This is a genomic window from Shinella sp. 1A1 (genome assembly GCF_055379515.1).
In genome coordinates, this window is record NZ_AP039671.1 from 3,214,080 (window position 1) to 3,237,707 (window position 23,628).

Here is a 23,628-nt window from a genome sequence, read left to right on the forward strand (position 1 = left end):
GGCTTGAGGACGGGCGCAGTCGTCGCCCCGCAACCGAGGAGGGGCGATGACGATCCCAACGGAAAGCCGGGAGCCGCGCGCAAGCCGCCTCGGCATTGCGGGCTGGATGCTGTTCGACTGGGCGGCCCAACCTTTTTTCACGGTCATCACCACCTTCATCTTCGGCCCCTATCTCGTCTCGCGCCTGACCGCGGACCCCGTCGCAGGGCAGGCGGCCTGGAGCTACACGCTCACCCTCGCCGGCATCGCCATCGCGCTGCTCGCGCCCGTCATGGGCTCCATCGCCGATGCCTCTGGCGCGCGAAAGCCCTGGATCGCCGCTTTCGCGGTGGTGAAGATCCTGTCGCTTTCCGCCCTCTGGCTGGCCGTGCCGGGCAGCAGCCTCGCTTTTGCCATGACTATGATCGTGCTCGCCACCGTCGCGGCGGAATTCTCCATCGTCTTCAACGATTCCATGATGCCGCGGCTCGTGCGCCCGGAAGATACCGGCCGCATCTCCAACATCGCCTGGGGCCTCGGCTATCTCGGCGGCATGATCGTGCTGATCGCCGTCGTGGCACTGCTCGCCGCCAATCCCGAGACCGGGAAAACCGCCATCGGCATCGCGCCGCTCTTCGGTCTCGACCCGGCGGCGGGCGAGGATGCGCGCATCACCGGCCCGATCTCGGCGCTGTGGTACTTCGTCTTCATCCTGCCGATGTTCTTCTTCACGCCGGACCAGAGCCGCGGCCTGCCGATCGCCGCGGCCATCCGCACCGGCTTTGCCGATCTTTCCACCGCGCTGCGTGATCTCAGGAAGAAGCCCGGCATCCTGCGCTTCCTTATCGCCCGCATGATCTACCAGGATGGCGTCAACGGCCTGCTCGCGCTCGGCGGCACCTTCGCCGCCGGCATGTTCGCCTGGCAGACCTTCGAACTCGGCATCTACGGCATCATCCTCAATGTCGTGGCGATCGGCGGCTGCCTCTATGCCAGCCGGCTCGACAGGCGCCTCGGCTCCAAGGCCGTCGTCGTGATGAGCCTCCTCTGCCTCACCGTCGCGACCATCGGCATCGTCTCCACCGGCCCCGGCTTCACGCTCTTCGGCCTTATCCCGCTGCCGACGGCCGACAGCGGCGGCCTCTTCGGCACCGCGGCGGAAAAGGCCTATATCCTCTACGGCCTGCTGGTCGGCCTCGCCTTCGGCCCCGTGCAGGCCTCCGCCCGCTCCTATCTCGCCCAAAGCGTCCATCCGGACGAGGCCGGCCGCTATTTCGGCCTCTATGCCCTTTCCGGCCGCGCGACATCCTTCCTCGCGCCGCTCTCGGTGGGCATCCTCACCACCGCCACGGGCTCGGCGCGCCTCGGCATGATGGCGCTCATCGCCTTCCTCGTCGCCGGCTTCCTGCTCCTCCTGCGCACGCCCTATCCGGCCGCGAAGGTCGAGGCCTGAAACGCAAGACGCCCCGCGAACGGGGCGTCGATCTGCTTGGACCCTTTTGGGAATCCGGCTCAGTGCCGGAAATGCCGCATGCCGGTGAAGACCATCGCGACGCCCGCCTCATCGGCCGCAGCAATGACCTCCGCATCGCGCATCGAGCCGCCCGGCTGGATCACCGCCGTCGCCCCGGCGGCGATGGCCGAGAGCAGGCCGTCGGCGAAGGGAAGGAACGCCTCGGAGGCGACCGCAGAACCACGCGTCAGCGGCTCGGCAAGACCCATGGCCTTCGCGGCTTCCTCGGCCTTGAGGCCGGCGATGCGGGCGGAATCGACGCGGCTCATCTGGCCGGCGCCGATGCCCGCCGTCTGGCCGTCCTTGGCATAGACCACGGCATTCGACTTCACATGCTTGGCGACCTTGAAGGCGAACTTCATGTCTTCCAGTTCCTGCGCGGTCGGCGCACGCCTGGTGACGACCTTCAGTTCCAGATCCTCGACCATGCCGTTGTCGCGGCTCTGGACGAGGAGGCCGCCCGAAACGGTCTTGGCGGAAAGACCCGGAACGCGCGGATCGGGCAGGGCGCCCGTCACCAGGAGGCGCAGGTTCGGCTTGCCGGCGATAATGGCGCGCGCCGTCTCATCCGCATCCGGCGCGATGATGACCTCGGTGAAGAGCTTGACGATCTCCTCCGCCGTCTCGCCGTCGAGCGTCGAGTTGAGCGCGATGATGCCGCCGAAGGCCGAGACCGGGTCGCAGGCGAGCGCCCGTGCATAGGCCTCCTTCAGCGTCTTGCCGGTGGCGACGCCGCAGGGATTGGCATGCTTGATGATCGCGCAGGCCGGGCCGTTCTCCGGCAGGAACTCGGCGACCAGCTCGAAGGCGGCGTCCGTGTCGTTGATATTGTTGTAGGAAAGCTGCTTGCCCTGCAGCAGCGTCGCCGTCGCGACGCCGGGGCGGTTCTCGCCGGTGACGTAGAAGCCCGCCTTCTGGTGCGGGTTCTCACCGTAGCGCATTTCTTCCTTGAGGACGCCGCCGAGGACGCGGTGGCGCGGCATGGAGATGTCGAGCGCCTCGGCGAACCAGTTGGAGATCGCCGCGTCATAGGCGGCCGTGCGGGCATAGGCCTTTGCGGCCATGCGCTGGCGGAAGGCATAGGTGGTCGAGCCGTCGGCAAGCTCTTCGAGCAGGGCGGAGTAATCGGCAGGGTCCGTGAGGATGGTCACATAGGCGTAGTTCTTGGCCGAGGCGCGGATCATCGCCGGACCGCCGATATCGATGTTCTCGACCGTGGTCGGATAGTCGCCGCCCTTGGCGCGCACGTCCTCGAACGGATAGAGATTGATGACGGCAAGGTCGATCGCACCGATGCCATGCGCCTTCATCGCCTCGACATGCTCCGCATCGTCGCGGATGGCGAGCAGGCCGCCATGCACCGAAGGATGCAGCGTCTTGACGCGGCCGTCCATGATTTCTGGAAAGCCGGTGACCTCCGAGACGTCCGTCACCGCAAGGCCGGCGTCGGACAGCGCCTTGTGCGTGCCACCGGTCGAAAGCAGCCGCACGCCTTTTCCGGCAAGCGCCCGGGCGAGCTCCACGATGCCGGTCTTGTCGGACACGGACAGCAGCGCCGTGCGGACGGCGACGCGATCGGGGGCGGGGATTTTCTTGGAAATGACGGCCATGGGACGCTCCGTTCTGACGGCCCGGGAGGAGGGCCGGATGGTCATGCGCCCCGTTAACACAGGCGCCGTCCCGAGAAAACCGCGAAAGGGCGGAAAACCGCCGATGCCGCAGCTTTCGAAGGCCGGCGCTACCGCCGGCGGACGAGTGACCACTGAACCTCGGGCACCTCGGCGAGCGGCATGGTGAGGGTGAGCTGGCGGGATGCGCGCACGCCGGAAGGATCGGCGAAGAAGACGTCGTCCTCTTCCTCCACCGCGACGTCGAGGCAGGTCAGCGCCCAGGCCTCGCCATCCGGCGCCACGAGCCGCGTCTCGTTTTCCGAGGCATTGTAGAGCTGGATGGACGGATGGATATGGAAGCGCACGACCGCCACGCCCCGCTCTACCGACACGCCTGGATGCCCCGCCTTGAAGAAGCGCTCTCGCCCGCGGATCTCGTTGCCGGAGGCGGCGACGAAGATGTCGCGCTCGTAGAGAAGGCTGAAGCGCTTGAGATAGCCGTCATGGCTCGCCGTGATGCCATCGGCGCCCGACTCCCGCTCGCTGCGCGACACCTCGACCTTGCCGACGCCGCCGATGATGATCGGCCCGAGGAAGCGGGAGGAGGAGATGCGCGAGGAGGACGTGTCGTTCAGCGTCGCCACGGAATGGGCGGCCGTCATCCGCGCCATCTGGCGCATGGCATCGCCGGCAAAGCGCGGCCGCCCGGAATTGACGATGAAGCGGTTCCGGCCGGACGACATCTCGATGGAAAGCGTGCCGGCCGCCGCCGTCGCGGAAAGATCGACGGATTTCGGAACGCCGGTATCCATCAGCACCACCGTCTCCTTCACCGCCAGCCGATCGTAATTGATCGAGGGGAGGGCCTTGAAGGGCGCGCCGCCGGTCTCGTCGTAGCGCAGCACCGACATCAGCTCGTTCGCCAGCGTATAGGTCGCTCCGTTGAAGAGGGCGAGTTCGCCGCCCTGGTGGCGGAAGAAGCGCAGCGCCGGAAAGATGCGGTCGATGCAGGGAATCAGCTGCGAGGGCATGTCGTGGCCGAGATTGACATAGGTCTGGCGCAGCGGCAGCAGGTCGAGCAGCAGGTCGAGCGCCGCCCGCGGATTGCGCGAGCAATGCCCGCCGTCGGGTAGGATCTGCCGGTCCAGCTCCTCATCGAGGTTTCGGGCGGCCTTGCGCATCTTGGACGCGGAGGTCGGCATGGCAATGGAAGCCATGGCGAGCGCGATCCGCACGCGCAGCCGCGGCTCGCCGTCCCGCGTCGTATCGGCAACATGGCGCAGGTAGCGCACCTGGAAGGCGAGGCTCTTCAGGAAGCGGCGGTAGAAGGGATAATCGGCATCCTTCAGCACCACCGGGGAATGGGAAAGCCAGGCGATGATGCGCTGCGCCGTCACATCGGGCCGCCAGGCGAGCCCGCCGATGACCCGCCCATGGCTCTGCAGCCAGTCGCCGACGATGAAGCGCGTCGTCAGCGCCGCCTTTTCCGGATCGACCAGCCGCATGTGCCGGAGCCAGCCGAAGGAATGCAGCCGGTTGGCGAATTCCTCGGAGGGAAGCTCCAGCGCGAAGGGCGATTCGCCATCGCATTCGAGAACACGGCCGGCGAGCGGAAAGCGCCCGGCGGTGATTTCTTCGCCGGCAAAGGAATCGGCCGGGTGGAGGTCCGTCGGCGCGACGATCAGCCGGTCCGGCGCGCTGCCGGAAAACCGCATGGCGCTGATCCGGCCAAGCGCAAGCCTCCGCGAGAAGCGGCGCCAACCCTCACGCATATACAGATAGGAAAGCCGCTGCCGGTCGGAAAGCTGCATGGTTAACGAATGCCTCCTCACCTATAGGTAGGCCGAGGAGGAGAGCGGCGTCAATTCATCGACCGCTGATGGACTGTTGATGACGATGACGGGCCTCAATTGTTCCTGCGCAGGAGGACGGCGTAAAAGCCATCCACCCCGCCGGCATGGCTATCGGTCGCCGGCAGCATAGCCGGCGTGGTGCGGAATTCGCCGCGCGGTGAAACCGCGGATTCGAGGCCCGGCCAGTCGGCGGGCTCGACGGGTTCGATTCGCCAGTCGGGATTGTCGGCCAGCACGCGCGCCACCATGTCCTCGCCCTCGCCCGGATCGAGCGAGCAATTGGAAAAGACCAGTTCGCCGCCGGGCCTGACCAGCGTCAGCGCGTGGCGCAGCAGACGCTCCTGCAGGCGGGCGAGCTTGTCGATATCCTCCGGTCCCTTGGTCCAGAGAACGTCTGGATGGCGGCGGATCGTGCCGGTGGAGGAGCAGGGCGCATCGAGGAGGACGGCGTCGAAAAGCTCTTCGGGCCGGTAGTCCGCCATGTTCTCCTCGACGGCCTCGACCGACAGGTCGAGCCGTTCGAGATTGCCGATGAGCCGCTTCAGGCGGTTGCCCGACTGGTCGAGCGCCGTCACCTCGGCACCGGCAAGAGCAAGCTGCGCCGTCTTGCCGCCCGGCGCGGCGCACAGATCGGCGACGCGCTTTCCGGCAAGATCGTGGAAGAGCTTTGCCGGCAGGCTCGCCGCCGCATCCTGCACCCACCATTGCCCCGCCTCGAAGCCTTCAAGGGCCGGGATTGCGCCGGACGCGGCGGGAAGGCGCACGGAGCCGGTCGGCAGCACGCGGCCGCCGAGCTTCGCCGCCCAGCCTTCCGGATCGGATTTCACCGTCAGGTCGATGGCCGAAGGCTCCAGCAGCGCTTCGCCGATGCGCGCGGCGTGCTCCTTGCCGTAGACGGTGACAAGCCGCTCGTGGAACCAGGCGGGAATGACGGAAACCGCGCGAGTGGCCGTCAGATGCGAGGCCTTTTCGCGGGAAAGCCGGCGCAGCACCGCATTGGTGAGGCTGGCGAAGCGGCGGTTGCGCGGATCGAGCTGCGCCTGCTCGACGGCAAGGTCGACCGCGGAATGGTCCGGCACGTCGAGATAGAGGATCTGCGCGGCGGCGACCGTCAGGACATGGTGCAGCGCCCGCGCGCCTTCCGGCAGGGGCGTGCCGACCAGCGTGTCGAGGATCGCCTCGATGCGGGGAAGGTGGCGCAGCGCCGTGTTGAGGATGGCGCGCACCAGCGCCCGGTCGGCATCGCCGAGCTGGCGATAGGCGATATTGCCGTTCTCCAGATCGAGCATGCCGTCGAGCGGCGTGCGGCGATCGATGACGGCAGCAAGGATCTTGGCCGCGGCCTGCCGGGCGCGCAGGCCCGGCTTTTCCGGGGCGGCCGCGGCAGCATCGGCGGGCGTCCGGCCCTTGCCGTCGTGTCGTTTCGGATGAGCTTTGTTTTTTCGTCTATCGTCGTTCAAGACCAGGGACCTTTGGGCGGTTCGGAACCACCGCGTCCCCAGCCAGTCGTCGGTACGGAGCGCGATTTGCGTACGGGATTATCAGCCCGGACCGGTTCCGTCGAGCGCGCCTGCATGCCGCGAGCCATTTCCTGAAGCGCCGCGATGCGGTTCTCGGTGTCGGGATGGGTCGAAAACAGGCTGTCCATGCGCTCGCCCGAGAGCGGATTGATGATGAACATATGCGCGGTCGCCGGATTGTGCTCGGCCGCTTCGTTGGGAATGCGGCCGGCGGCAATCGCGATCTTCTTCAGCGCCGAGGCCAGCCAGAGCGGGTTGCCGCAGATCTCCGCGCCGCGCCTGTCGGCGGAATATTCACGCGTGCGGCTGATCGCCATCTGCACCAGCATGGCGGCGAAGGGCGCGACGATCATGGCGATCAGCACGCCGATGAAGCCGAGCGGATTGTTGTTCTCGCGATTGTGCCCGCCGCCGAAGAACATGGCGAAGTTGGCCAGCATGGAGATCGCGCCGGCGATCGTCGCCGTCAGCGTCATGGTCAGCGTGTCGCGGTTCTGCACATGGGCGAGTTCATGCGCCATCACGCCCGCCACCTCCTCGTAGCTCAGTGCATGGAGCAGGCCGGTCGACGCGGCGACGGCGGCGTTCTGCGGGTTGCGCCCGGTGGCAAAGGCATTCGGCTGGTCGCTATTGATGACGAAGACGCGCGGCATGGGAAGGCCGGCGCGTTTGGCGAGATCCCGCACGATGCCGTAATATTCCGGCGCCGAACGCTCGTCGACCTCCTTGGCGCCATACATGGACAGCACCATCCGGTCGGAATTCCAGTAGGAGAAGAAGTTCATGGCGATCGCGACGACGAGCGCGATCATCATGCCGCTCTTGCCGCCGATCAACAGGCCCACGCCCATGAAAAGCGCCGTCATCACGGCGAGCAGCATGGCTGTGCGAACGAGGTTCATGCGTTTCCGGCTCCCTTCGGGCTGGCGCCCGCGTTCGAGGCCCTTCCTGTCAAGGGCATGTTTCACGTGAATCAGCGCTTTCCACAGCGCAGGCACGCTCCTATATGATGGTAAGCCAAAGGGAATTCTTCAATATCCGGGAAGGATGCCGCGTTTCATGCAGAACGACAACGACAATCAAACCGACGGCCGGAAGGTGCTTCCTCCCGCGGCCCTCCGCGCCCTGAAGGAAGCCGAGGAACGGCGCAAGGCAACCCTGCCGGTCGAACGCGCGCCGGAGATCGGCGGACGCGGCGGCGAGGACCCCGCGCGCTTCGGCGACTGGGAGATCAAGGGCCGGGCGATCGATTTCTAAGGGCGGGAATCCGGCTCACGAACGAGTGGATTTCTCCTGATCGACATGGCCGGGCTTGACCCGGCCATCCATCGAGACGGCAAGAACGTCGATCCCTCGGGTCGAGCCCGAGGATGACGGAAGCGGGGTTTCCTGCAACAACCCTCAAACGAAAACGGCGGCCATCGGCCGCCGTTTCGCTTTATATTGCAGCCTGAATCAGCCGGCGGCCTTGTTCTGCCGGTTGGCGATCAGGTCGTCCACGACCGCCGGATCGGCCAGCGTCGATGTATCCCCAAGCGCGCCAAAATCGTCCTCGGCGATCTTGCGCAGGATGCGGCGCATGATCTTGCCGGAGCGGGTCTTCGGCAGGCCGGGCGCGAACTGGATCTTGTCCGGCGTCGCGATGGGGCCGATCTCCTTGCGCACATGCTTGACGAGATCCTGACGCAGCGCATCGGTGCCTTCTTCGCCAGCCATCAGCGAGACGTAGCAATAGATGCCCTGTCCCTTGAGATTGTGCGGATAGCCGACGACGGCGGCTTCCGAGACGAGATGGTGGGAGACGAGGGCCGATTCGATTTCCGCCGTGCCGAGGCGGTGGCCGGAAATGTTGAGCACGTCATCGACGCGGCCGGTGATCCAGTAATAGCCGTCCTCGTCGCGCCGGCAGCCGTCGCCGGTGAAATACTTGCCCTTGTAGGTGGAGAAGTAGGTCTCGATGAAGCGCTTGTGGTCGCCATAGACCGTGCGCATCTGGCCCGGCCAGCTGTCGGTGATGCAGAGATTGCCGTCGGCAGCGCCCTCCAGCACATTGCCCTCGTTATCGACGAGCTCGGGCTTGATGCCGAAGAAGGGCCGCGTCGCCGAACCCGGCTTGAGGTCCGTCGCGCCCGGCAGCGGGGTGATCAGGATGCCGCCGGTCTCCGTCTGCCACCAGGTGTCGACGATCGGGCAACGATCCTCGCCGACCACGTGGTAATACCACTCCCACGCTTCGGGGTTGATCGGCTCGCCGACCGAGCCGAGCAGGCGGAGCGAGGAGCGCTCCGAGCGCTTCACGAAGTCGTCGCCGGCGCCCATCAGCGCACGGATCGCCGTCGGGGCGGTATAGAAGATATTGACCTTGTGCTTGTCGATCACTTCCCAGAAGCGGCCGGCATCGGGGAAGTTCGGCACGCCTTCGAACATCAGCGTGGTCGCGCGGTTGGCGAGCGGCCCGTAGACGATGTAGGAATGGCCCGTGACCCAGCCGACATCCGCCGTGCACCAATAGACATCGCCATCCTGATAGTCGAAGACGTATTTGTGCGTCATCGAGGCATAGACGAGATAGCCGGCCGTGGTGTGCAGGACACCCTTCGGCTTGCCGGTGGAGCCGGACGTGTAGAGGATGAAGAGCGGATCTTCCGCCTTCATCCTGGCCGGCGGACAATCGCGCGGCACCGTCAGCACTTCCTGATGGTACCAGAGGTCGCGGCCGGGCGCCCAGCCCGTCTTGCCGCCGGTGCGGCGCACGACGAGCACCTTGTTGACGATGACATGCTGCTTGGCCGCGATGTCGATGGCCGTGTCGGTGTTTTCCTTGAGCGGGATCGGCTTGCCGCCGCGCACGCCCTCGTCGCAGGTGACGACGAAGGTCGATTCGCAGTCGACGATACGGCCGGCCAGCGCATCCGGCGAGAAGCCGCCGAAGACGACGGAATGCACGGCACCGATGCGCGCGCAGGCGAGCATGGCATAGGCCGCTTCCGGGATCATCGGCATGTAGATGGTGACGCGGTCACCCTTCTTCACGCCGTGCTTCTTCATCACGTTCGCCATGCGGCAAACGTGCTCGTAGAGCTCGTTATAGGTGATCTTCTTGTCGATATACGGGTTGTCGCCTTCCCAGATGATGGCGACGTCGTCGCCATGCGCCTTGAGATGCCGGTCGATGCAATTGTAGGAGACGTTGGTGATGCCGTCCTCGAACCACTTGATCGGCACCTTGCCGGTGAAGGACGTGTTCTTCACCTTGGTATAGGGCTTGAACCAGTCGATGCGCATGCCGTGCTTGTCCCAGAAGCGCTCCGGGTTATCGACGCTCTCGCGGTACCATTTCTGATAGGTTTCGTTGTCGATCAGCGCGCGGCTTTTTGCGGATTTCAGGACCGGGTAGGTCTTTTCGGACATGGATTCCTCCCTAGACTGCGATGCGCGGGAAACCAGTCTCCTCCGGCCCCCGCCACTCCTTGACCATACATAACAGGTCAACGCCTTCGGGCAATTAGACAAAAGGTCATTTGCGCTTGAAGAATTGCATTTCTGCGACAGTGGCGTTATAGAGGGCCGAATTCCCGGAAAATAGTGGTTACACCCCACGGCCCGCGACACCGGCGCGGACGGACAGAAGGACTATATCCATGGCTCAACAGCTGCTCATGCCGAAGGCGACCGCGGTCTGGCTGGTCGACAACACAGCGCTGTCGTTCGACCAGATCGCCACATTCTGCAAACTGCATCCGCTCGAAGTGAAGGCCATCGCCGACGGCGAATCGGCCCAGGGCATCAAGGGTCTCGACCCGATCTCGACCGGCCAGCTCTCCCGCGAGGAGATCGCCCGCGCGGAAGCCAATCCGAACCACAAGCTGAAGCTTTCCGAACCGAAGGTCCGCGTGCCGGAATCCAAGCGCAAGGGCCCGCGCTACACACCGGTCTCCAAGCGCCAGGACCGCCCGAACGCCATTCTCTGGCTCGTGCGCAACCATCCCGAACTGAAGGATGCGCAGATCTCGCGTCTCGTCGGCACCACCAAGTCGACGATCGAGCAGATCCGCGAACGCACCCACTGGAACTCCGCGAACCTGGCACCGATGGACCCGGTGACGCTCGGCCTCTGCTCGCAGATCGACCTCGACCTCGAAGTCGAGCGCGCCTCCAAGGGCCGCCCGCTGCCGACCGCCGCCGAACTCGGCGCGACGCTGGAATCGGCGCAGGAAACCGAAAAACTGCCCTACAGCACCGACCGTGAAGAGGAGAAGGAAATCGACGCCGATGCCGTCTTCGCCAAGCTCAAGTCGCTGAAGTCGTCCACGCCGGACGAGGACGAAGACGACAACTTCTGAGCGAGACCCGCCTTGGGATTATCGGAACCCGGCTGCTTAGCAGCCGGGTTTTTTGTTGCCTCGATAGAACGATCAGGCCGGGTTCGGGCTTCGGCCCGTCAGCGCTGCCGCTATCTCGTCGAGGATGGCCGGATCGTCGATCGTCGCCGGCATCTTCCATTCCTCGCCGTCGGCGATCCTCTGCATGGTGCCGCGCAGGATCTTGCCCGAGCGCGTCTTCGGCAGGCGTTTCACGCAGATCGCCGTCTTGAAGGCCGCGACCGGCCCGATGCGTTCGCGCACGAGGCGCATGACCTCCGCTTCGACCAGCGATGATTCACGTGAAACACCGCTCTTCAGAACAAGGAAACCCGCCGGCACCTGGCCCTTCACCGCATCCGCGACGCCGATGACGGCGCATTCGGCGACGTCCGGATGGCTGGCACAGACCTCCTCCATCGCCCCCGTCGACAGGCGATGGCCGGCGACATTGATGATGTCGTCCGTGCGCGCCATCACGAAGACATAGCCTCCGTCGTCGACATAGCCGGCATCCGCCGTCTTGTAGTAGCCGGGGAATTCCGAAAGGCACGCCGCGCGAAAACGCTCGTCGGCCTTCCAGAAGGTCGGCAGGCAGCCCGGGGGGAGGGGAAGCCTGATGGCGATATTGCCGAGCGTGCCGGGCGGCACCGGATGGCCGGCATCGTCCAGCACATGCAGCTCGTAGCCCGGCATGGGCACGGTGGGCGAGCCGTGCTTCACGGGAAGCCGGCCGAGGCCGAGCGGATTGCCGACGATGGCCCAGCCCGTTTCCGTCTGCCACCAGTGATCGATGACGGGAACGCCCAGCACCTTTTCGGCCCATTGCACCGTATCCGGATCGGCCCGCTCGCCGGCAAGGAACAGCGCCCGCAGGCTGGAGAGATCATGGCGCTTCACGAGCGCGCCGTCCGGATCCTCCTTGCGGATCGCCCGGAAGGCGGTCGGCGCGGTGAAAAGCACCGATACCCGATAGTCCTCGACGACCCGCCAGAAGGCGCCGGCATCCGGCGTGCCGACCGGCTTGCCCTCGTAGAGCACCGTCGTGCTGCCGTTCAGAAGCGGCGCATAGACGATGTAGGAATGCCCGACGACCCAGCCGATATCGGAAGCTGCCCAGTAGACCTCGCCGGGCTCGACCCCGTAGAGCGCGCGCATCGACCAGGCGAGGGCGACCATGTGGCCGCCATTGTCGCGAATGACACCCTTCGGCTGGCCGGTCGTGCCGGACGTATAGAGGATATAGAGCGGATCGGTCGCCTTGAGCGGAGCGCAGGGCACCGTTCGCCCCTCGGCCGCCGCCAGCGCCGGGCCGAGGTCCACATCCCGGCCGTCCCTCAGTTCGGCTGCCAGTTCCGGCCGCTGCAACACGAGGCAGCGCTCTGGCTTGTGCCGGGCAAGGTCGATGGCCGCGTCGAGCAGCGGCTTGTAGGCGACCACCCGGTTCGGCTCGATGCCGCAGCTTGCCGAAACGATCAGCTTCGCCGCGCAATCGTCGATGCGCGCGGCAAGCTCGCTCGCCGCGAAGCCGCCGAAGACCACCGAATGGATCGCCCCGATGCGCGCGCAGGCGAGCATGGCGAAAATCGCCTCGGGGATCATCGGCATATAGAGGATGACGCGGTCGCCCTTGACGACGTCCTGATCGGCGAGCACCGCCGCCATGGCATTCACATGGGTGAGCAGCTCGCCGTAGCTGTAGCGCGCCTTCCGGCCGGTGACGGGGCTGTCATAGATCAGCGCCGGCTGGTCGCCACGTCCGGCGGCCACGTGCCGGTCCACGCAATTGTGACAGGTATTGCCCACCGCATCGGGAAACCAGTGGCCGTAGACACCCTGCGCGGCATCGAAGATTTCCGTCGGCTCGGTGAACCAGTCGATGGCCCGGGCGAGCGCGGCCCAATGGGCCTCGGGATCGTCCTGCCAGGCACGATAGATCTCGGCATAGGTCTTCTGCATCGCATCCTCCTTGCCGGCCGCCGGGCGGCCGGTTCCTCCGGAGGGAAGAATAGGAGAGGGCGGCCTTTCCGCAAAGCCAGACGAAAGCCTGAGGCGGCAAGCCCCGGCCTTGCCCTTCGTCAAAAGGAGGGATCAGCGCGTGCCAAAAATCGCCGAGCCGACACGCACGCTGGTCGCACCGAAACCGATGGCGACCTCGTAGTCGCCGGACATGCCCATGGAAAGCTTATCGAGATTGCATCGGCCGGCGAGCTTGGCGAGCAGGGCGAAATGTGGACCCGGATTCTCGTCGGCCGGCGGAATGCACATCAGGCCCTCGACGGTGAGGCCGAGCTCCTCGCGGCAGAAGGCGACGAAAGCGACCGTATCGTCCGGCGCGATGCCGGCCTTCTGCGGTTCGAGCCCCGTATTGACCTGGACATAGAGCCGCAGCGCCCGGCCCTGCCGCTTCATCTCCTCGGCGATCGCGCGGGCGATCTTCTCCCGGTCGACCGTCTCGATGACGTCGAAAAGCGCCACGGCCTCCGCCGTCTTGTTGGATTGCAGCGGGCCGATCAGGTGCAGCTCGATGCCGGCGGTCTCGGCGCGAAGTTCCGGCCACTTGCCCTGCGCTTCCTGCACGCGGTTCTCGCCGAAGACGCGCTGGCCCGCCGCGATCGCCGGGCGGATGGCCTCGGCGTCGAAGGTCTTCGACACGGCCACCAGCGTCACCGCTTCCGGCTTGCGGCCCGCTTCGCTTGCGGCCTTGCCCATCCGGCTGCGAACATCTTCGAGACGATCCTGAAGGTCCATGGTCACTCTCCATCGGCTATGACGCCCCGGACCTAGCGAAATCGGCGCCGCTTGCCAAGCGCGGCCCGGAAAACTTGACGCTCCGGCGGTTTCATGATGAAGGTCTCGGCACCATATTCGCATGGGCGGATCACCCGCCAAGACCTCCAAAAGACTCCCGGAAACATCAAAGACATGGCCACCGAACGTTACAATCCGCGCGATGCCGAGCCCCGCTGGCAGGCAAAATGGAACGACGAGAACGTCTTCCTCACCAAAAACGACGACCCGCGCGAGAAGTACTACGTCCTCGAGATGTTCCCCTATCCCTCGGGCCGCATCCATATGGGCCATGTGCGCAACTACGCCATGGGCGACGTGGTCGCCCGCTACAAGCGCGCGCGCGGCTACAACGTGCTGCACCCGATGGGCTGGGACGCTTTCGGCATGCCCGCCGAGAACGCCGCCATGCAGAACAAGGTCCACCCCAAGGGCTGGACCTACGAAAACATCGCGACGATGCGCAAGCAGCTCAAGTCCATGGGCCTGTCGCTCGACTGGTCGCGCGAATTCGCCACCTGCGACGTCGAATACTATCACCGCCAGCAGCACCTCTTCCTCGATTTCCTGGAAAAGGGCCTCGTCTACCGCAAGCAGTCCAAGGTGAACTGGGACCCGGTCGACCACACGGTTCTCGCCAACGAGCAGGTCATCGATGGCCGCGGCTGGCGCTCTGGCGCGCTCGTCGAGCAGCGCGAGCTGACACAGTGGTTCTTCCGCATCACCGATTTCAGCCAGGACCTGCTCGATTCGCTGGAAACGCTCGACCAGTGGCCGGAAAAGGTCCGGCTGATGCAAAAGAACTGGATCGGCCGCTCGGAAGGCATGCTGGTGCGCTGGGAAGTCGCCGACGCCGCCGGCCTGACGACCGAGAAGGACGTCACCGTCTATACGACCCGCCCCGACACGCTGTTCGGCGCCTCGTTCCTGGCGATCTCTGCCGATCATCCGCTGGCGAGGGAAGTCTCGGCGAAGAATCCCGAGATCATGGCCTTCTGCGAGGAATGCCGCCGCGCCGGCACGTCGCTCGCCGCGCTCGAGACCGCCGAGAAGAAGGGCATGGACACGGGCATCCGCGTCCGCCATCCCTTCGACCCCACCTGGGAGCTGCCGGTCTATATCGCGAACTTCGTGCTGATGGACTACGGCACGGGCGCCATCTTCGGCTGCCCCTCCGGCGACCAGCGCGACCTCGACTTCGCCCGCAAATACGACCTGCCGGTCGTACCCGTCGTCATGCCGAAGGAAGCGGATGCCGCCACTTTCGCCATTGCCGACGAAGCCTATGTCGGCGACGGCGTGATGATCAATTCGCGCTTCCTGGATGGCCTTGGCACCGAGGAAGCCTTCGAGGAGGTGGCAAAGCGCCTCACCGCCGCAACGCTCGGCAATGCGCCGGTGGGCGAGCGCAAGGTGAACTTCCGCCTGCGCGACTGGGGCATTTCGCGCCAGCGCTACTGGGGCTGCCCGATCCCTGTCATCCATTGCGACGACTGCGGCGTGGTCCCGGTCCCCAAGGCCGACCTGCCGGTCAAGCTGCCCGACGACGTCACCTTCGACAAGCCGGGCAACCCGCTCGACCGCCATCCGACCTGGCGCCACGTCGCCTGCCCGCATTGCGGCAAGGACGCCCGCCGCGAGACGGATACGATGGACACCTTCGTCGATTCCTCGTGGTACTTCGCCCGCTTCACCGCGCCGTGGGAAGACAATCCGACGGACCCCGCCGCCGCCAATGCCTGGCTGCCGGTCGACCAGTATATCGGCGGCATCGAGCATGCGATCCTGCACCTGCTCTATTCGCGCTTCTTCACCCGCGCCATGCAGGTCGCCGGCCATCTCGACCTGAAGGAGCCTTTCAAGGGCCTCTTCACGCAGGGCATGGTGGTGCACGAGACCTATAGCCGCGCCATCGACGGCAAGCGCGAATGGGTGATGCCGGCGGAAATCCGCATCGAGGAAGTCGACGGCAAGCGCCGCGCGACCCATCTCGAATCCGGCGAAGAAATCGCCATCGGCTCCATCGAGAAGATGTCGAAGTCGAAGAAGAACGTCGTCGACCCGGATGATATCATCGCCTCCTACGGCGCCGATACCGCCCGCTTCTTCGTCCTCTCCGACTCCCCGCCGGACCGTGACGTCATTTGGTCGGAAGCCGGCGTCGAAGGCGCCCACCGCTTCGTCCAGCGCGTCTGGCGCCTTATCGCCGAAGCCGCTCCGGCCCTCAAGGCAGCCGAAGCCCGTCCGGGCACGCAAGGCGAAGCCCTCGCCGTCTCGCAGGCCGCGCACAAGACGCTGAAGGCCGTGCAGGGCGACTATGACAAGCTCGCCTTCAACAAGGCCGTGGCGCGCATCTACGAATTCGTCAACGTGCTCGCCGCGCCGCTGACGACCGCTGCCACCGGCAAGGCGTCGCCCGATCTTGCCGCGGCACTGCGTGAGGCCGTCGGCATCCTGATCCGCATCGTCGCCCCGATGACGCCGCATCTTTCGGAAGAATGCTGGCGCGAGATCGGCGGCGAAGGCCTCGTCGCCGACACCGCCTGGCCGGTCTATGACGACCGACTGGTCGCGGAAAACGAGGTCACGCTGCCGGTGCAGATCAACGGCAAGAAGCGTGCGGATTTGACAATCGCCCGCGACGCAGACCAGAGTGCGGTCGAAGAGGCCGTGCTCGCGCTCGAGGCGGTCCAGGCCGCGCTCGGCGGCCAGCGCCCCAAGAAGATCATCGTCGTACCGCAGAGGATCGTGAATGTTGTTGTCTGACGGAACCGGTCTTTCGCGGCTCGCCAGGGTGCTTGCCAGCGTGGCCCTTGCCGGCGTGCTCGCTGGCTGCCAGGTGCGGCCGCTCTATTCCACCGCGGCGGGAACGGAAGGCAAGCTCGCCTCCGTCTCGATTTCCGAGGCGACCTCCCGCGTCGAGCAGCAGGTCCGCAACGACCTGATCTTCTTCTTCGGCGGTGGCGCGGGCGAAGCACAGAATCCGGTCTATCATCTCGAGATGGACGTCAACGTCCGCACCGTCGGCGTCCTGAACGACGCCGCCCGCGACACGGCCCGCGCCGGACGCGTGACCGTCTCGGCGGACTATAACCTCACCAGGGCCGATACCGGGGAAACGCTCGCTTCCGGCAAGCGTTCCGCCGTCGCCATGGTCGATTTCCCCACCCAGGAATTCGCCAAGCTGCGCGCCATCCGCGATGCGGAAAATCGCAGCGCCCGCGAACTCGCCGAACTGATCCGAGCGGACGTCGCCTCGGCGCTCGCCCGCCGCTGAAACGCTAATGGCTGAAGTCAAGTCGCACGAGTTCGACGCTTTCGTGAAACGCAAGCCTCTGCCCGTACGGCTCTTTCTGGTTTACGGACCGGATCGCGGCCTCGTTTCGGAACGGGCGGCGGCGCTCGCCGCCGCGAGCGGTGTCGATCTCGACGATGCCTTCTCCATCGTGAAGCTGGATGCCGGCGAAGTCGGCAACCAGCCGGGCCGTCTCGTCGACGAGATGAATGCCATCGGCCTTTTCGGCGGCGACCGGCTTGTGTGGATCCGCAATGCCGGCAGCGAAAAGGGCATTTCCGATGGGCTCGATATCCTCGCTCGAATGCCCCCCGGCCCCTCCACGCTCATCATCGAGGCCGGCGATCTGAAGAAAGGCGCCGCGCTCCGCAAGGCCGCAGAATCCTCGTCGCAGGCCGTCGCCATCGCCTGCTATGCCGATGACGGACGTGCCCTACAGGCCTTGATCGACCAGGAGCTCGCCGCCGAGGGCCTGCGAATCTCGCCCACGGCGCGCGAGCGCCTCGTCGAGACCATCGGCGGCGACCGGCTGGCTTCCCGCAACGAACTGCGCAAGCTCGCCCTCTATTGCCGCGGCAAGGCGCTGGTGGAGGAACAGGACGTGGAGGAAATCGTCGGCGATGCCAGTGCGATCTCCACGGACGATGCGGTCGACGCGATCCTCAAGGGCGACCGCGAGAGCTTCATGCATGCGATACAGAAGATCGTCTCGTCGAAGACGCCGGTCTTCCTCGTCCTGCAGGGATGCCTTCGCCAGTTCCAGCTTCTGGAACTGATGCGCGCCGAAATGGATGAAAAACGCACTCCCGCCGCCCAAGCCATGGCGACGCTCGGCCGCCACCTGCATTTCCGCCGCAAGCCGATCGTGGAAAATGCCCTGAAAAGCTGGACGGGGCCGGCCATTCGCCGGGAAACCCAGCGCCTCCAGGCCGCCATCCTGCAAAGCCGCCAGCGCCCGGCGCTGGAAGATACGATCGCCATGCAGACCATGCTGGCAACCGTGCTGCAATCGGCGCGCCGATGAATCCGGCTAAATAAATCAGCGCCGCTCGAGAAGCCGGCAGATTTCCTCAAGCTGCTCCAGCGTCTTGTAAGCAATGCGCAGATGCCCGCCATTGCCCTTGTGGTTCACGCTCACTTCAAGGCCCAGGACGTCTGTCAACGTGCGCTCCAGCGCAAGCGTATCGGCATCCTTCTCTTCCTTCCGCGGCGTCTGCCCATGGTTCGGATCGCCTTGCGACTTGATGTCGTTCTGCGCCAACCGCTCCGCATCGCGAACCGACATGCCCTTGGCAACAACCGCCTTGGCAAGCGCAACCGGATCGGAAGTCGGAATCAACGCGCGCGCATGGCCGGCCGAAAGCGTGCCCGATGCCAGCATTTCACGCACCGGATCCGGCAGCTTCAACAGGCGCAGGCTGTTTGCCACATGGCTGCGGCTCTTGCCGATGATCTCACCGAGATCGTTCTGCGTATAGCCGTGATCGGCGATCAGCAGCTCGTAACCCATCGCTTCTTCAAGCGGATTGAGGTCCGAACGCTGCACGTTCTCCACGATGGCGATTTCCAGCGCCGTGCGGTCGTCGACGTCACGAATGATCACCGGAATTTCGATCAACCCGGCGAGCTGCGCCGCGCGCCAGCGGCGCTCGCCGGCAATGATCTCATAGCGGCTGTCCGCCGTGGTACGTACCACGACCGGCTGGACGATGCCGTGCTGGCGGATCGACGAAGCGAGGTCCTGAAGCTCCGATTCGTCGAAATAGCGACGCGGATTGCGCGGGTTACGGCCGACGAACTCGATGGGAACCAGCCGATCGGGATTGACCGCCGGCGCCGCGCCGATATCGGCGGCGGGAAGCTGGTCCATTTCACCGATCAGGGCTGCAAGGCCGCGGCCAAGGCGCCGCTTGGAGTTGTCTTCGTTCATCGATTCCACTCACAGATACTGGTTTCAGGCAGCCTTGCGCTGCCTTTCCCGCTGGATCACCTCGGAGGCGAGCTGAAGATAGGCCTGGCTTCCGGCGCATTTGAGATCGTAGAGGATCGCCGGCTTGCCGTAGGAAGGTGCCTCGGAAACGCGAACATTGCGCGGAATGAGCGTGTGATAGACCTTCTCGCCGAGATGGGTACGGACGTCGTTGACCACCTGCTGCGCCAGATTGTTGCGCGAGTCGAACATGGTCAGAACGATGCCCTGGATATCGAGGCGCGGATTGACCGTCCGGCGGACCTGGTCGACGGTCTCCAGCAACTGGCTGAGGCCTTCCAGCGCGAAGAACTCGCATTGCAGCGGCACGAGCACCGAATGAGCCGCCGCCAGCGCGTTCATCGTCAGGAGATTGAAGGACGGCGGGCAATCGACGAGCACGTAAGAGTAAGACAGCGCATCGGCCGCCGCCAGCGCCCGCTTAAGGCGGAAGACACGGTCATTATGCTGGGCAATCTCCATTTCGATGCCGAGCAGATCCATGGTCGAGGGAATGATCGAAAGGTTCGGCACTGCCGTTTGGAGAACGGTGTCAGCCACGCTATGGCTGCCGATCAGCAGGTCATAGGACGACAATTCGCGGCTGCGACGATCGATTCCGAGCCCCGTGCTGGCATTTCCCTGCGGATCGAGATCGACGATGAGCACCCGCTCGCCAATTGCGGCAAGCGCGGTCGCCAGATTGATGGCAGTCGTCGTCTTGCCGACACCCCCCTTCTGGTTCGCGATGGTGATGATCCGGTTCTTCTCGCCTATCATGGACGTCGCCAATCACTGAGGTTTGCGCAAAAGCTTCGAAAGTTCGAGCACGACCGAATCCGGCTCGACGATACTGGCGTGTTTTACCAGATCGAATCTCCACCGACCAAGCGCTTTATCAATCTCCCGCTGATAATCCCGCCCTTTGTGCAGGAAGAACCGCAGATCCGGATTGCGCTCCGCCCAGGGAAAACCGAATTCCATCAGCAGATCGAGATCCGCCAGGGCACGGGCCGAGATGGCATCGCAACGCTCGATAACCGCCGGCGCTTCCTCGATTCGGATCGCATGAACGGATGCCCGCGCACCGGTTTCAAGAATGGCGGTCCTCAAAAATGCAGCCTTCTTGTTGTTGCTTTCGACGAGATGAACCCATCCATCGCCTTCACCCGCAAGCAGAATGCCCGTGACGATACCGGGAAAGCCGCCACCGCTGCCGAGATCGACCCACTGGCGCGGCCCGGGAGAGAGGGCATAGATTTGTACACTGTCGATGATATGCCGGTTCCACGTCTCGGACAGGGTAGACGGCGCCACCAGATTAATGGCCTTTGCCCATTTCTTGAAAAGCGCAACAAAGCTGTGCAGCCTGTCCACAGTTTCACGTGAAACATTCAGGCCACTCAATTCGCGAGGCAGGGTATTCATGCGTTTGTAGTCCGGTTCATTGCTTCGGCGGGAAGACGCTTGAGATAGGCAAGCAACAGCGTCAAAGCCGCCGGTGTCATGCCGTCGACCCGCGCCGCCTGTGCCAGATTCGCCGGACGTGCCGCGGTCAGCTTCTGCCGCAGCTCTATGGAAAGTCCGGGCAAGGCGCTGAAATCGAAGTGATCAGGAATCCGTCGCTCTTCCTCGCGCCGTGCCTCAGCAATATCCGTCTCCTGCCGGTTCATATAAACGGCATAGCCGGCCTCGATCTCGATAGCGTCCCGAACACGCGCGGAAAAAGCGTTCAGCTCCTCAGGCCACACAACCGCGAGGCGCGCGTAGTCGATATCTGGATAGGCCAGCAGATCATAGGCGCTGCGGCGCACGCCGTCCTGATTGATGCGGATGCTGTGAGAAGCAGCCTCGTTGGGCGAAAGTCGGAGGTTACGGAGACGATCCCGCGCCGCATCCATCTCGGCCGACCACGTAGCGAACCTTTCCTCACGTGCGGCCTGTACAAGACCGAGATCGATGCCAAGGGGTGTAAGACGAACATCCGCATTGTCCGCCCTGAGGGAAAGACGATATTCCGCGCGCGACGTGAACATCCGGTAAGGTTCGGTCACGCCCCGCGACGTGAGGTCATCGATCATCACGCCGATATAGCTGTCGGTTCGGCTGAAGATGTGGCCCTCGGCACCAGCAGCGCGACGCGCCGCATTGAGGCCGGCGACGAGACCTTGCGCCGCGGCCTCCTCGTAGCCCGTCGTGCCGTTGATCTGTCCCGCCAGGAAAAGGCCCGGCTGCCGCTTCACTTCCAGGGTCGCCGACAATTCGCGAGGGTCGACATGGTCGTATTCGATCGCATATCCCGGCTGAAGAATAGTCACGCGCTCAAGACCGGGAATGGTCCGGATGAAGGCATCCTGCACATCCGCGGGAAGCGAGGTCGAAATGCCGTTGGGATAGACCGTATCGTCATCCAGCCCTTCCGGCTCCAGAAAGATCTGGTGCCCGTCACGCTCGCCGAACTTGACGATCTTGTCCTCGATCGACGGGCAATAGCGGGGGCCGACACCTTCAATCTGGCCGGAATACATGGCGGATTTGCCGATATTCTCTTCGATGATCCGGTGCGTTGCCGGCGTCGTCCGTGTTACCCCGCAGTCGATCTGCGGGGTCGTGATACGATCCGTCATGAAGGAAAAGGGTACGGGATCCTCATCTGCTGCCTGGCGCCCGATAGAATTCCAATCAATCGTGCGGCCGTCCAGGCGGGCTGGCGTACCGGTCTTCAGGCGCCCGAGCGCGAGACCCAAACGTTCGAAGGTGGCCGAAAGACCCAGGGAGGGATCTTCGCCAACACGACCTGCCGGAATCTTTTCGTTTCCGATATGAATGAGACCCCTAAGGAACGTACCGGTCGTAATAACGACCGAACGGCACGTCAGACGGCGCCCATCCTTCATGATCACAGCCGACACCTGGCCATTCACCAAATCGAGATCGAAGGCATCGCCCTCAATGACATCGAGATTGGAAGTAGCCGCGATCTCGGTCTGCATCGCCTCGCGATAGAGCTTTCGGTCGGCCTGTGTTCGCGGTCCGCGCACAGCCGGACCCTTTCGCCGGTTCAAGAGGCGAAACTGGATACCAGCGCGATCCGCAACGCGGCCCATGAGCCCGTCCAGCGCATCGACTTCGCGAACCAGATGACCTTTACCCAGGCCTCCGATTGCGGGATTGCAGGACATGACCCCAATGGTCGACGCCTTGTGCGTCACCAAGGCGGTTTTTGCTCCCAGACGAGCCGAGGCGGAAGCAGCCTCGACGCCGGCATGACCGCCACCGACAACGACGACGTCGTAATTGCTGGTCTCTTTCATATACCACCTACCTGTTTCACGTGAAACAAACCACGCGACTCGCACACGTTGCATTGTTTCACGTGAATCATTTGCCTATGCAGAATTCCGAGAAGATCACGTCAAGCAAATCTTCGACATCGACGCGGCCTGTCACCCTTCCCAGCGCCCGGCCCGCCAATCGCAAGTACTCGGCTTGAATATCCAGATCCGTATCCATCATCGAAAGCGCCGATGCAATCTCGGCGCAAGCCGCCTGCAAATTCTCCAGATGCCGCCGGCGGGTCGGAAGCGCCAAGGAAGATCCCGCTTCGAGATCGGGGAGATATCCACTGATCGCATCCAGTAATTCTGACATGCCCGCCCCGGTCTGAACAGAGATCGTAGCATCCACAACGCCGTCGGGCCAAGTCACTGTTGTCTTGTCCGCCTTCGTGTGAACGCGAATGACCGGGCCGCGATAGGTACCAAGCCAGCTCGCCCAATCGCTCGTCGGCATATCCGAAAGCAGGAGGACGAGATGCGCCTCTTCCATGGAAAGACGTGTCCGTCGGATTCCTTCCCGCTCGACGATATCCTCGGTCTCGCGCAGGCCGGCCGTATCATAAAGCCGAACGGCAAAGCCGGAAAGATCGAGATCGACATGCAGAATGTCACGGGTCGTACCGGGAATGTCTGTAACGATAGCGACGTCGCGCTTGGCCAGATGGTTCAGCAGGCTCGATTTGCCGGCATTCGGCGGACCGGCAATGACCACCTTGAGGCCGTCGCGCACGATTTCGCCGGCGCGAGCAGAGCCCAGATGGTTAATAATCTCTTTCTCCAAAATCCGCATATCCGCCCAGATCGACGATGCGACAGAGCCCGGCACATCCTCCTCATCGGCAAAATCGAGCTCCGCTTCGATCATCGCCCGCGCATGCGTCAACCGTTTCGCCCACGAATCGTAAAGTCGGGAGAGACCGCCAGATGCGTGTTCGGCGGCGAGGCGGCGCTGCATCTCGGTCTCGGCTGCGATCAGGTCGGCCAATCCCTCCACCTCGACCAGGTCCATTCGTCCATTCTCGAAGGCTCGCCTGGAAAACTCGCCCGCCTCCGCGCCGCGCAATCCCTGAAGTTCGCCCAGAGAAGTCAGCACGGCCTTTACAGTGGCACGGCCGCCATGAATCTGCAGCTCGGCGCAGTCTTCGCCGGTGAAGGAGTTCGGACCGGGAAAAAAGAGAATGATTCCGTCATCCAGTTTCTCACCGTTGCGATTTCGAATCGAAAGCAGGGAGGCGCGGCGAGGGGATGGAACGCGACCGCACAGATTCGTGACAGCGTTGCGCGTTTCCGGGCCGCTTATACGGATGATCGCGACGCCGGAAGGCAATCCGCCGCTGGAAAGCGCAAAGATCGTATCTGCAACGCGCATGGCATGAACATTCCGGATGCGAATCGAAGAG

General features: G+C 64.3%; 18 protein-coding genes. 6 read left to right on the plus strand and 12 right to left on the minus strand.

The window, feature by feature from the left end; genetic code table 11:
- Window positions 1-46: 46 nt before the first annotated feature.
- On the plus strand, window positions 47-1,432 hold the full coding sequence (locus ACZ48C_RS15670; protein WP_464781667.1) for an MFS transporter: 1,386 nt from the start codon (window positions 47-49) through the stop codon (window positions 1,430-1,432).
- Between the two features lie 59 nt (window positions 1,433-1,491).
- Here the strand turns inward: ACZ48C_RS15670 and purH are convergent, their stop codons facing one another.
- The 4 genes from purH to htpX form a co-directional block, all read right to left on the minus strand.
- The gene (gene purH, locus ACZ48C_RS15675; RefSeq protein WP_464781668.1) at window positions 1,492-3,102 is read right to left on the minus strand and encodes a bifunctional phosphoribosylaminoimidazolecarboxamide formyltransferase/IMP cyclohydrolase; all 1,611 of its coding nucleotides are present in this window, start codon (window positions 3,100-3,102) and stop codon (window positions 1,492-1,494) included.
- A gap of 128 nt (window positions 3,103-3,230) precedes the next feature.
- The gene (locus ACZ48C_RS15680; RefSeq protein ID WP_464781669.1) at window positions 3,231-4,913 is read right to left on the minus strand and encodes a heparinase II/III family protein; all 1,683 of its coding nucleotides are present in this window, start codon (window positions 4,911-4,913) and stop codon (window positions 3,231-3,233) included.
- 95 nt (window positions 4,914-5,008) lie between these two features.
- On the minus strand, window positions 5,009-6,415 hold the full coding sequence (locus ACZ48C_RS15685; RefSeq protein WP_464781670.1) for an RsmB/NOP family class I SAM-dependent RNA methyltransferase: 1,407 nt from the start codon (window positions 6,413-6,415) through the stop codon (window positions 5,009-5,011).
- Window positions 6,412-7,377 (minus strand): zinc metalloprotease HtpX, encoded by a 966-nt coding sequence (gene htpX / locus ACZ48C_RS15690; protein ID WP_119257933.1) that lies wholly within the window; start codon window positions 7,375-7,377, stop codon window positions 6,412-6,414. The genes ACZ48C_RS15685 and htpX overlap by 4 nt, the downstream gene beginning before the upstream one ends.
- Window positions 7,378-7,534: 157 nt before the next feature.
- Between htpX and ACZ48C_RS15695 the strand changes: the two genes are divergently transcribed.
- Complete coding sequence (locus tag ACZ48C_RS15695) at window positions 7,535-7,732, plus strand: DUF1674 domain-containing protein (RefSeq protein ID WP_464781671.1); 198 nt, start codon at window positions 7,535-7,537, stop codon at window positions 7,730-7,732.
- A gap of 198 nt (window positions 7,733-7,930) precedes the next feature.
- On the opposite strand, the gene acs is transcribed toward ACZ48C_RS15695, so the two are convergent.
- Window positions 7,931-9,886, minus strand: coding sequence for an acetate--CoA ligase (gene acs / locus ACZ48C_RS15700; protein ID WP_119257934.1), 1,956 nt, complete (start codon window positions 9,884-9,886; stop codon window positions 7,931-7,933).
- A 230-nt stretch (window positions 9,887-10,116) separates the two neighbouring features.
- On the opposite strand from acs, the gene ACZ48C_RS15705 reads away from it, so the two are divergent.
- The gene (locus ACZ48C_RS15705) at window positions 10,117-10,818 is read left to right on the plus strand and encodes a DUF1013 domain-containing protein (RefSeq protein WP_119257935.1); all 702 of its coding nucleotides are present in this window, start codon (window positions 10,117-10,119) and stop codon (window positions 10,816-10,818) included.
- 72 nt (window positions 10,819-10,890) lie between these two features.
- On the opposite strand, the gene ACZ48C_RS15710 is transcribed toward ACZ48C_RS15705, so the two are convergent.
- Together ACZ48C_RS15710 and ACZ48C_RS15715 are read right to left on the minus strand one after the other, a co-directional pair.
- Entirely contained in the window at window positions 10,891-12,795 is a 1,905-nt protein-coding gene (locus ACZ48C_RS15710) for a propionyl-CoA synthetase (RefSeq protein WP_464781672.1), read from the minus strand.
- A gap of 132 nt (window positions 12,796-12,927) precedes the next feature.
- Window positions 12,928-13,587, minus strand: coding sequence for a YggS family pyridoxal phosphate-dependent enzyme (locus ACZ48C_RS15715; protein ID WP_318910347.1), 660 nt, complete (start codon window positions 13,585-13,587; stop codon window positions 12,928-12,930).
- Between the two features lie 174 nt (window positions 13,588-13,761).
- Between ACZ48C_RS15715 and leuS the strand changes: the two genes are divergently transcribed.
- From leuS to holA, 3 genes are read left to right on the plus strand one after another with little or no spacing between them, the layout of a single operon-like run.
- The gene (leuS, locus tag ACZ48C_RS15720; RefSeq protein ID WP_464781673.1) at window positions 13,762-16,392 is read left to right on the plus strand and encodes a leucine--tRNA ligase; all 2,631 of its coding nucleotides are present in this window, start codon (window positions 13,762-13,764) and stop codon (window positions 16,390-16,392) included.
- Window positions 16,379-16,903, plus strand: a complete 525-nt coding sequence (gene lptE / locus ACZ48C_RS15725; protein WP_464781674.1) for an LPS assembly lipoprotein LptE — start codon at window positions 16,379-16,381, stop codon at window positions 16,901-16,903. The genes leuS and lptE overlap by 14 nt, the downstream gene beginning before the upstream one ends.
- Window positions 16,904-16,910: 7 nt before the next feature.
- Complete coding sequence (gene holA, locus ACZ48C_RS15730) at window positions 16,911-17,945, plus strand: DNA polymerase III subunit delta (protein WP_464781675.1); 1,035 nt, start codon at window positions 16,911-16,913, stop codon at window positions 17,943-17,945.
- Window positions 17,946-17,960: 15 nt separating this feature from the next.
- Here holA and ACZ48C_RS15735 read toward each other — a convergent pair whose 3' ends face one another.
- The 5 genes from ACZ48C_RS15735 to mnmE form a co-directional block, all read right to left on the minus strand.
- Window positions 17,961-18,851, minus strand: coding sequence for a ParB/RepB/Spo0J family partition protein (locus tag ACZ48C_RS15735; RefSeq protein WP_318910354.1), 891 nt, complete (start codon window positions 18,849-18,851; stop codon window positions 17,961-17,963).
- Window positions 18,852-18,875: 24 nt separating this feature from the next.
- Window positions 18,876-19,670 carry a ParA family protein gene (locus tag ACZ48C_RS15740; protein WP_119257940.1) on the minus strand — a complete coding sequence of 265 codons (795 nt, stop codon included), beginning with the start codon at window positions 19,668-19,670 and terminating at the stop codon, window positions 18,876-18,878.
- 12 nt (window positions 19,671-19,682) lie between these two features.
- Window positions 19,683-20,318 (minus strand): 16S rRNA (guanine(527)-N(7))-methyltransferase RsmG, encoded by a 636-nt coding sequence (gene rsmG, locus ACZ48C_RS15745; RefSeq protein WP_464781676.1) that lies wholly within the window; start codon window positions 20,316-20,318, stop codon window positions 19,683-19,685.
- Complete coding sequence (gene mnmG / locus ACZ48C_RS15750) at window positions 20,315-22,204, minus strand: tRNA uridine-5-carboxymethylaminomethyl(34) synthesis enzyme MnmG (RefSeq protein ID WP_464781677.1); 1,890 nt, start codon at window positions 22,202-22,204, stop codon at window positions 20,315-20,317. The genes rsmG and mnmG overlap by 4 nt, the downstream gene beginning before the upstream one ends.
- A gap of 67 nt (window positions 22,205-22,271) precedes the next feature.
- Window positions 22,272-23,597, minus strand: a complete 1,326-nt coding sequence (gene mnmE, locus ACZ48C_RS15755) for a tRNA uridine-5-carboxymethylaminomethyl(34) synthesis GTPase MnmE (RefSeq protein ID WP_464781678.1) — start codon at window positions 23,595-23,597, stop codon at window positions 22,272-22,274.
- Between the last annotated feature and the right edge of the window lie 31 nt (window positions 23,598-23,628).

Bases quoted from the DNA above. Each gene is read 5' to 3' on its own strand.
- leuS (WP_464781673.1), top strand. From the start codon at position 13,762: ATGGCCACCGAACGTTACAATCCGCGCGATGCCGAGCCCCGCTGGCAG.
- rsmG (WP_464781676.1), bottom strand. From the start codon at position 20,318: ATGAATACCCTGCCTCGCGAATTGAGTGGCCTGAATGTTTCACGTGAA.
- acs (WP_119257934.1), bottom strand. From the start codon at position 9,886: ATGTCCGAAAAGACCTACCCGGTCCTGAAATCCGCAAAAAGCCGCGCG.
- ACZ48C_RS15710 (WP_464781672.1), bottom strand. From the start codon at position 12,795: ATGCAGAAGACCTATGCCGAGATCTATCGTGCCTGGCAGGACGATCCC.
- ACZ48C_RS15715 (WP_318910347.1), bottom strand. From the start codon at position 13,587: ATGGACCTTCAGGATCGTCTCGAAGATGTTCGCAGCCGGATGGGCAAG.
- ACZ48C_RS15695 (WP_464781671.1), top strand. From the start codon at position 7,535: ATGCAGAACGACAACGACAATCAAACCGACGGCCGGAAGGTGCTTCCT.
- lptE (WP_464781674.1), top strand. From the start codon at position 16,379: ATGTTGTTGTCTGACGGAACCGGTCTTTCGCGGCTCGCCAGGGTGCTT.
- ACZ48C_RS15705 (WP_119257935.1), top strand. From the start codon at position 10,117: ATGGCTCAACAGCTGCTCATGCCGAAGGCGACCGCGGTCTGGCTGGTC.
- purH (WP_464781668.1), bottom strand. From the start codon at position 3,102: ATGGCCGTCATTTCCAAGAAAATCCCCGCCCCCGATCGCGTCGCCGTC.
- ACZ48C_RS15670 (WP_464781667.1), top strand. From the start codon at position 47: ATGACGATCCCAACGGAAAGCCGGGAGCCGCGCGCAAGCCGCCTCGGC.
- mnmE (WP_464781678.1), bottom strand. From the start codon at position 23,597: ATGCGCGTTGCAGATACGATCTTTGCGCTTTCCAGCGGCGGATTGCCT.
- mnmG (WP_464781677.1), bottom strand. From the start codon at position 22,204: ATGAAAGAGACCAGCAATTACGACGTCGTCGTTGTCGGTGGCGGTCAT.
- ACZ48C_RS15735 (WP_318910354.1), bottom strand. From the start codon at position 18,851: ATGAACGAAGACAACTCCAAGCGGCGCCTTGGCCGCGGCCTTGCAGCC.
- ACZ48C_RS15740 (WP_119257940.1), bottom strand. From the start codon at position 19,670: ATGATAGGCGAGAAGAACCGGATCATCACCATCGCGAACCAGAAGGGG.
- holA (WP_464781675.1), top strand. From the start codon at position 16,911: ATGGCTGAAGTCAAGTCGCACGAGTTCGACGCTTTCGTGAAACGCAAG.
- ACZ48C_RS15680 (WP_464781669.1), bottom strand. From the start codon at position 4,913: ATGCAGCTTTCCGACCGGCAGCGGCTTTCCTATCTGTATATGCGTGAG.
- htpX (WP_119257933.1), bottom strand. From the start codon at position 7,377: ATGAACCTCGTTCGCACAGCCATGCTGCTCGCCGTGATGACGGCGCTT.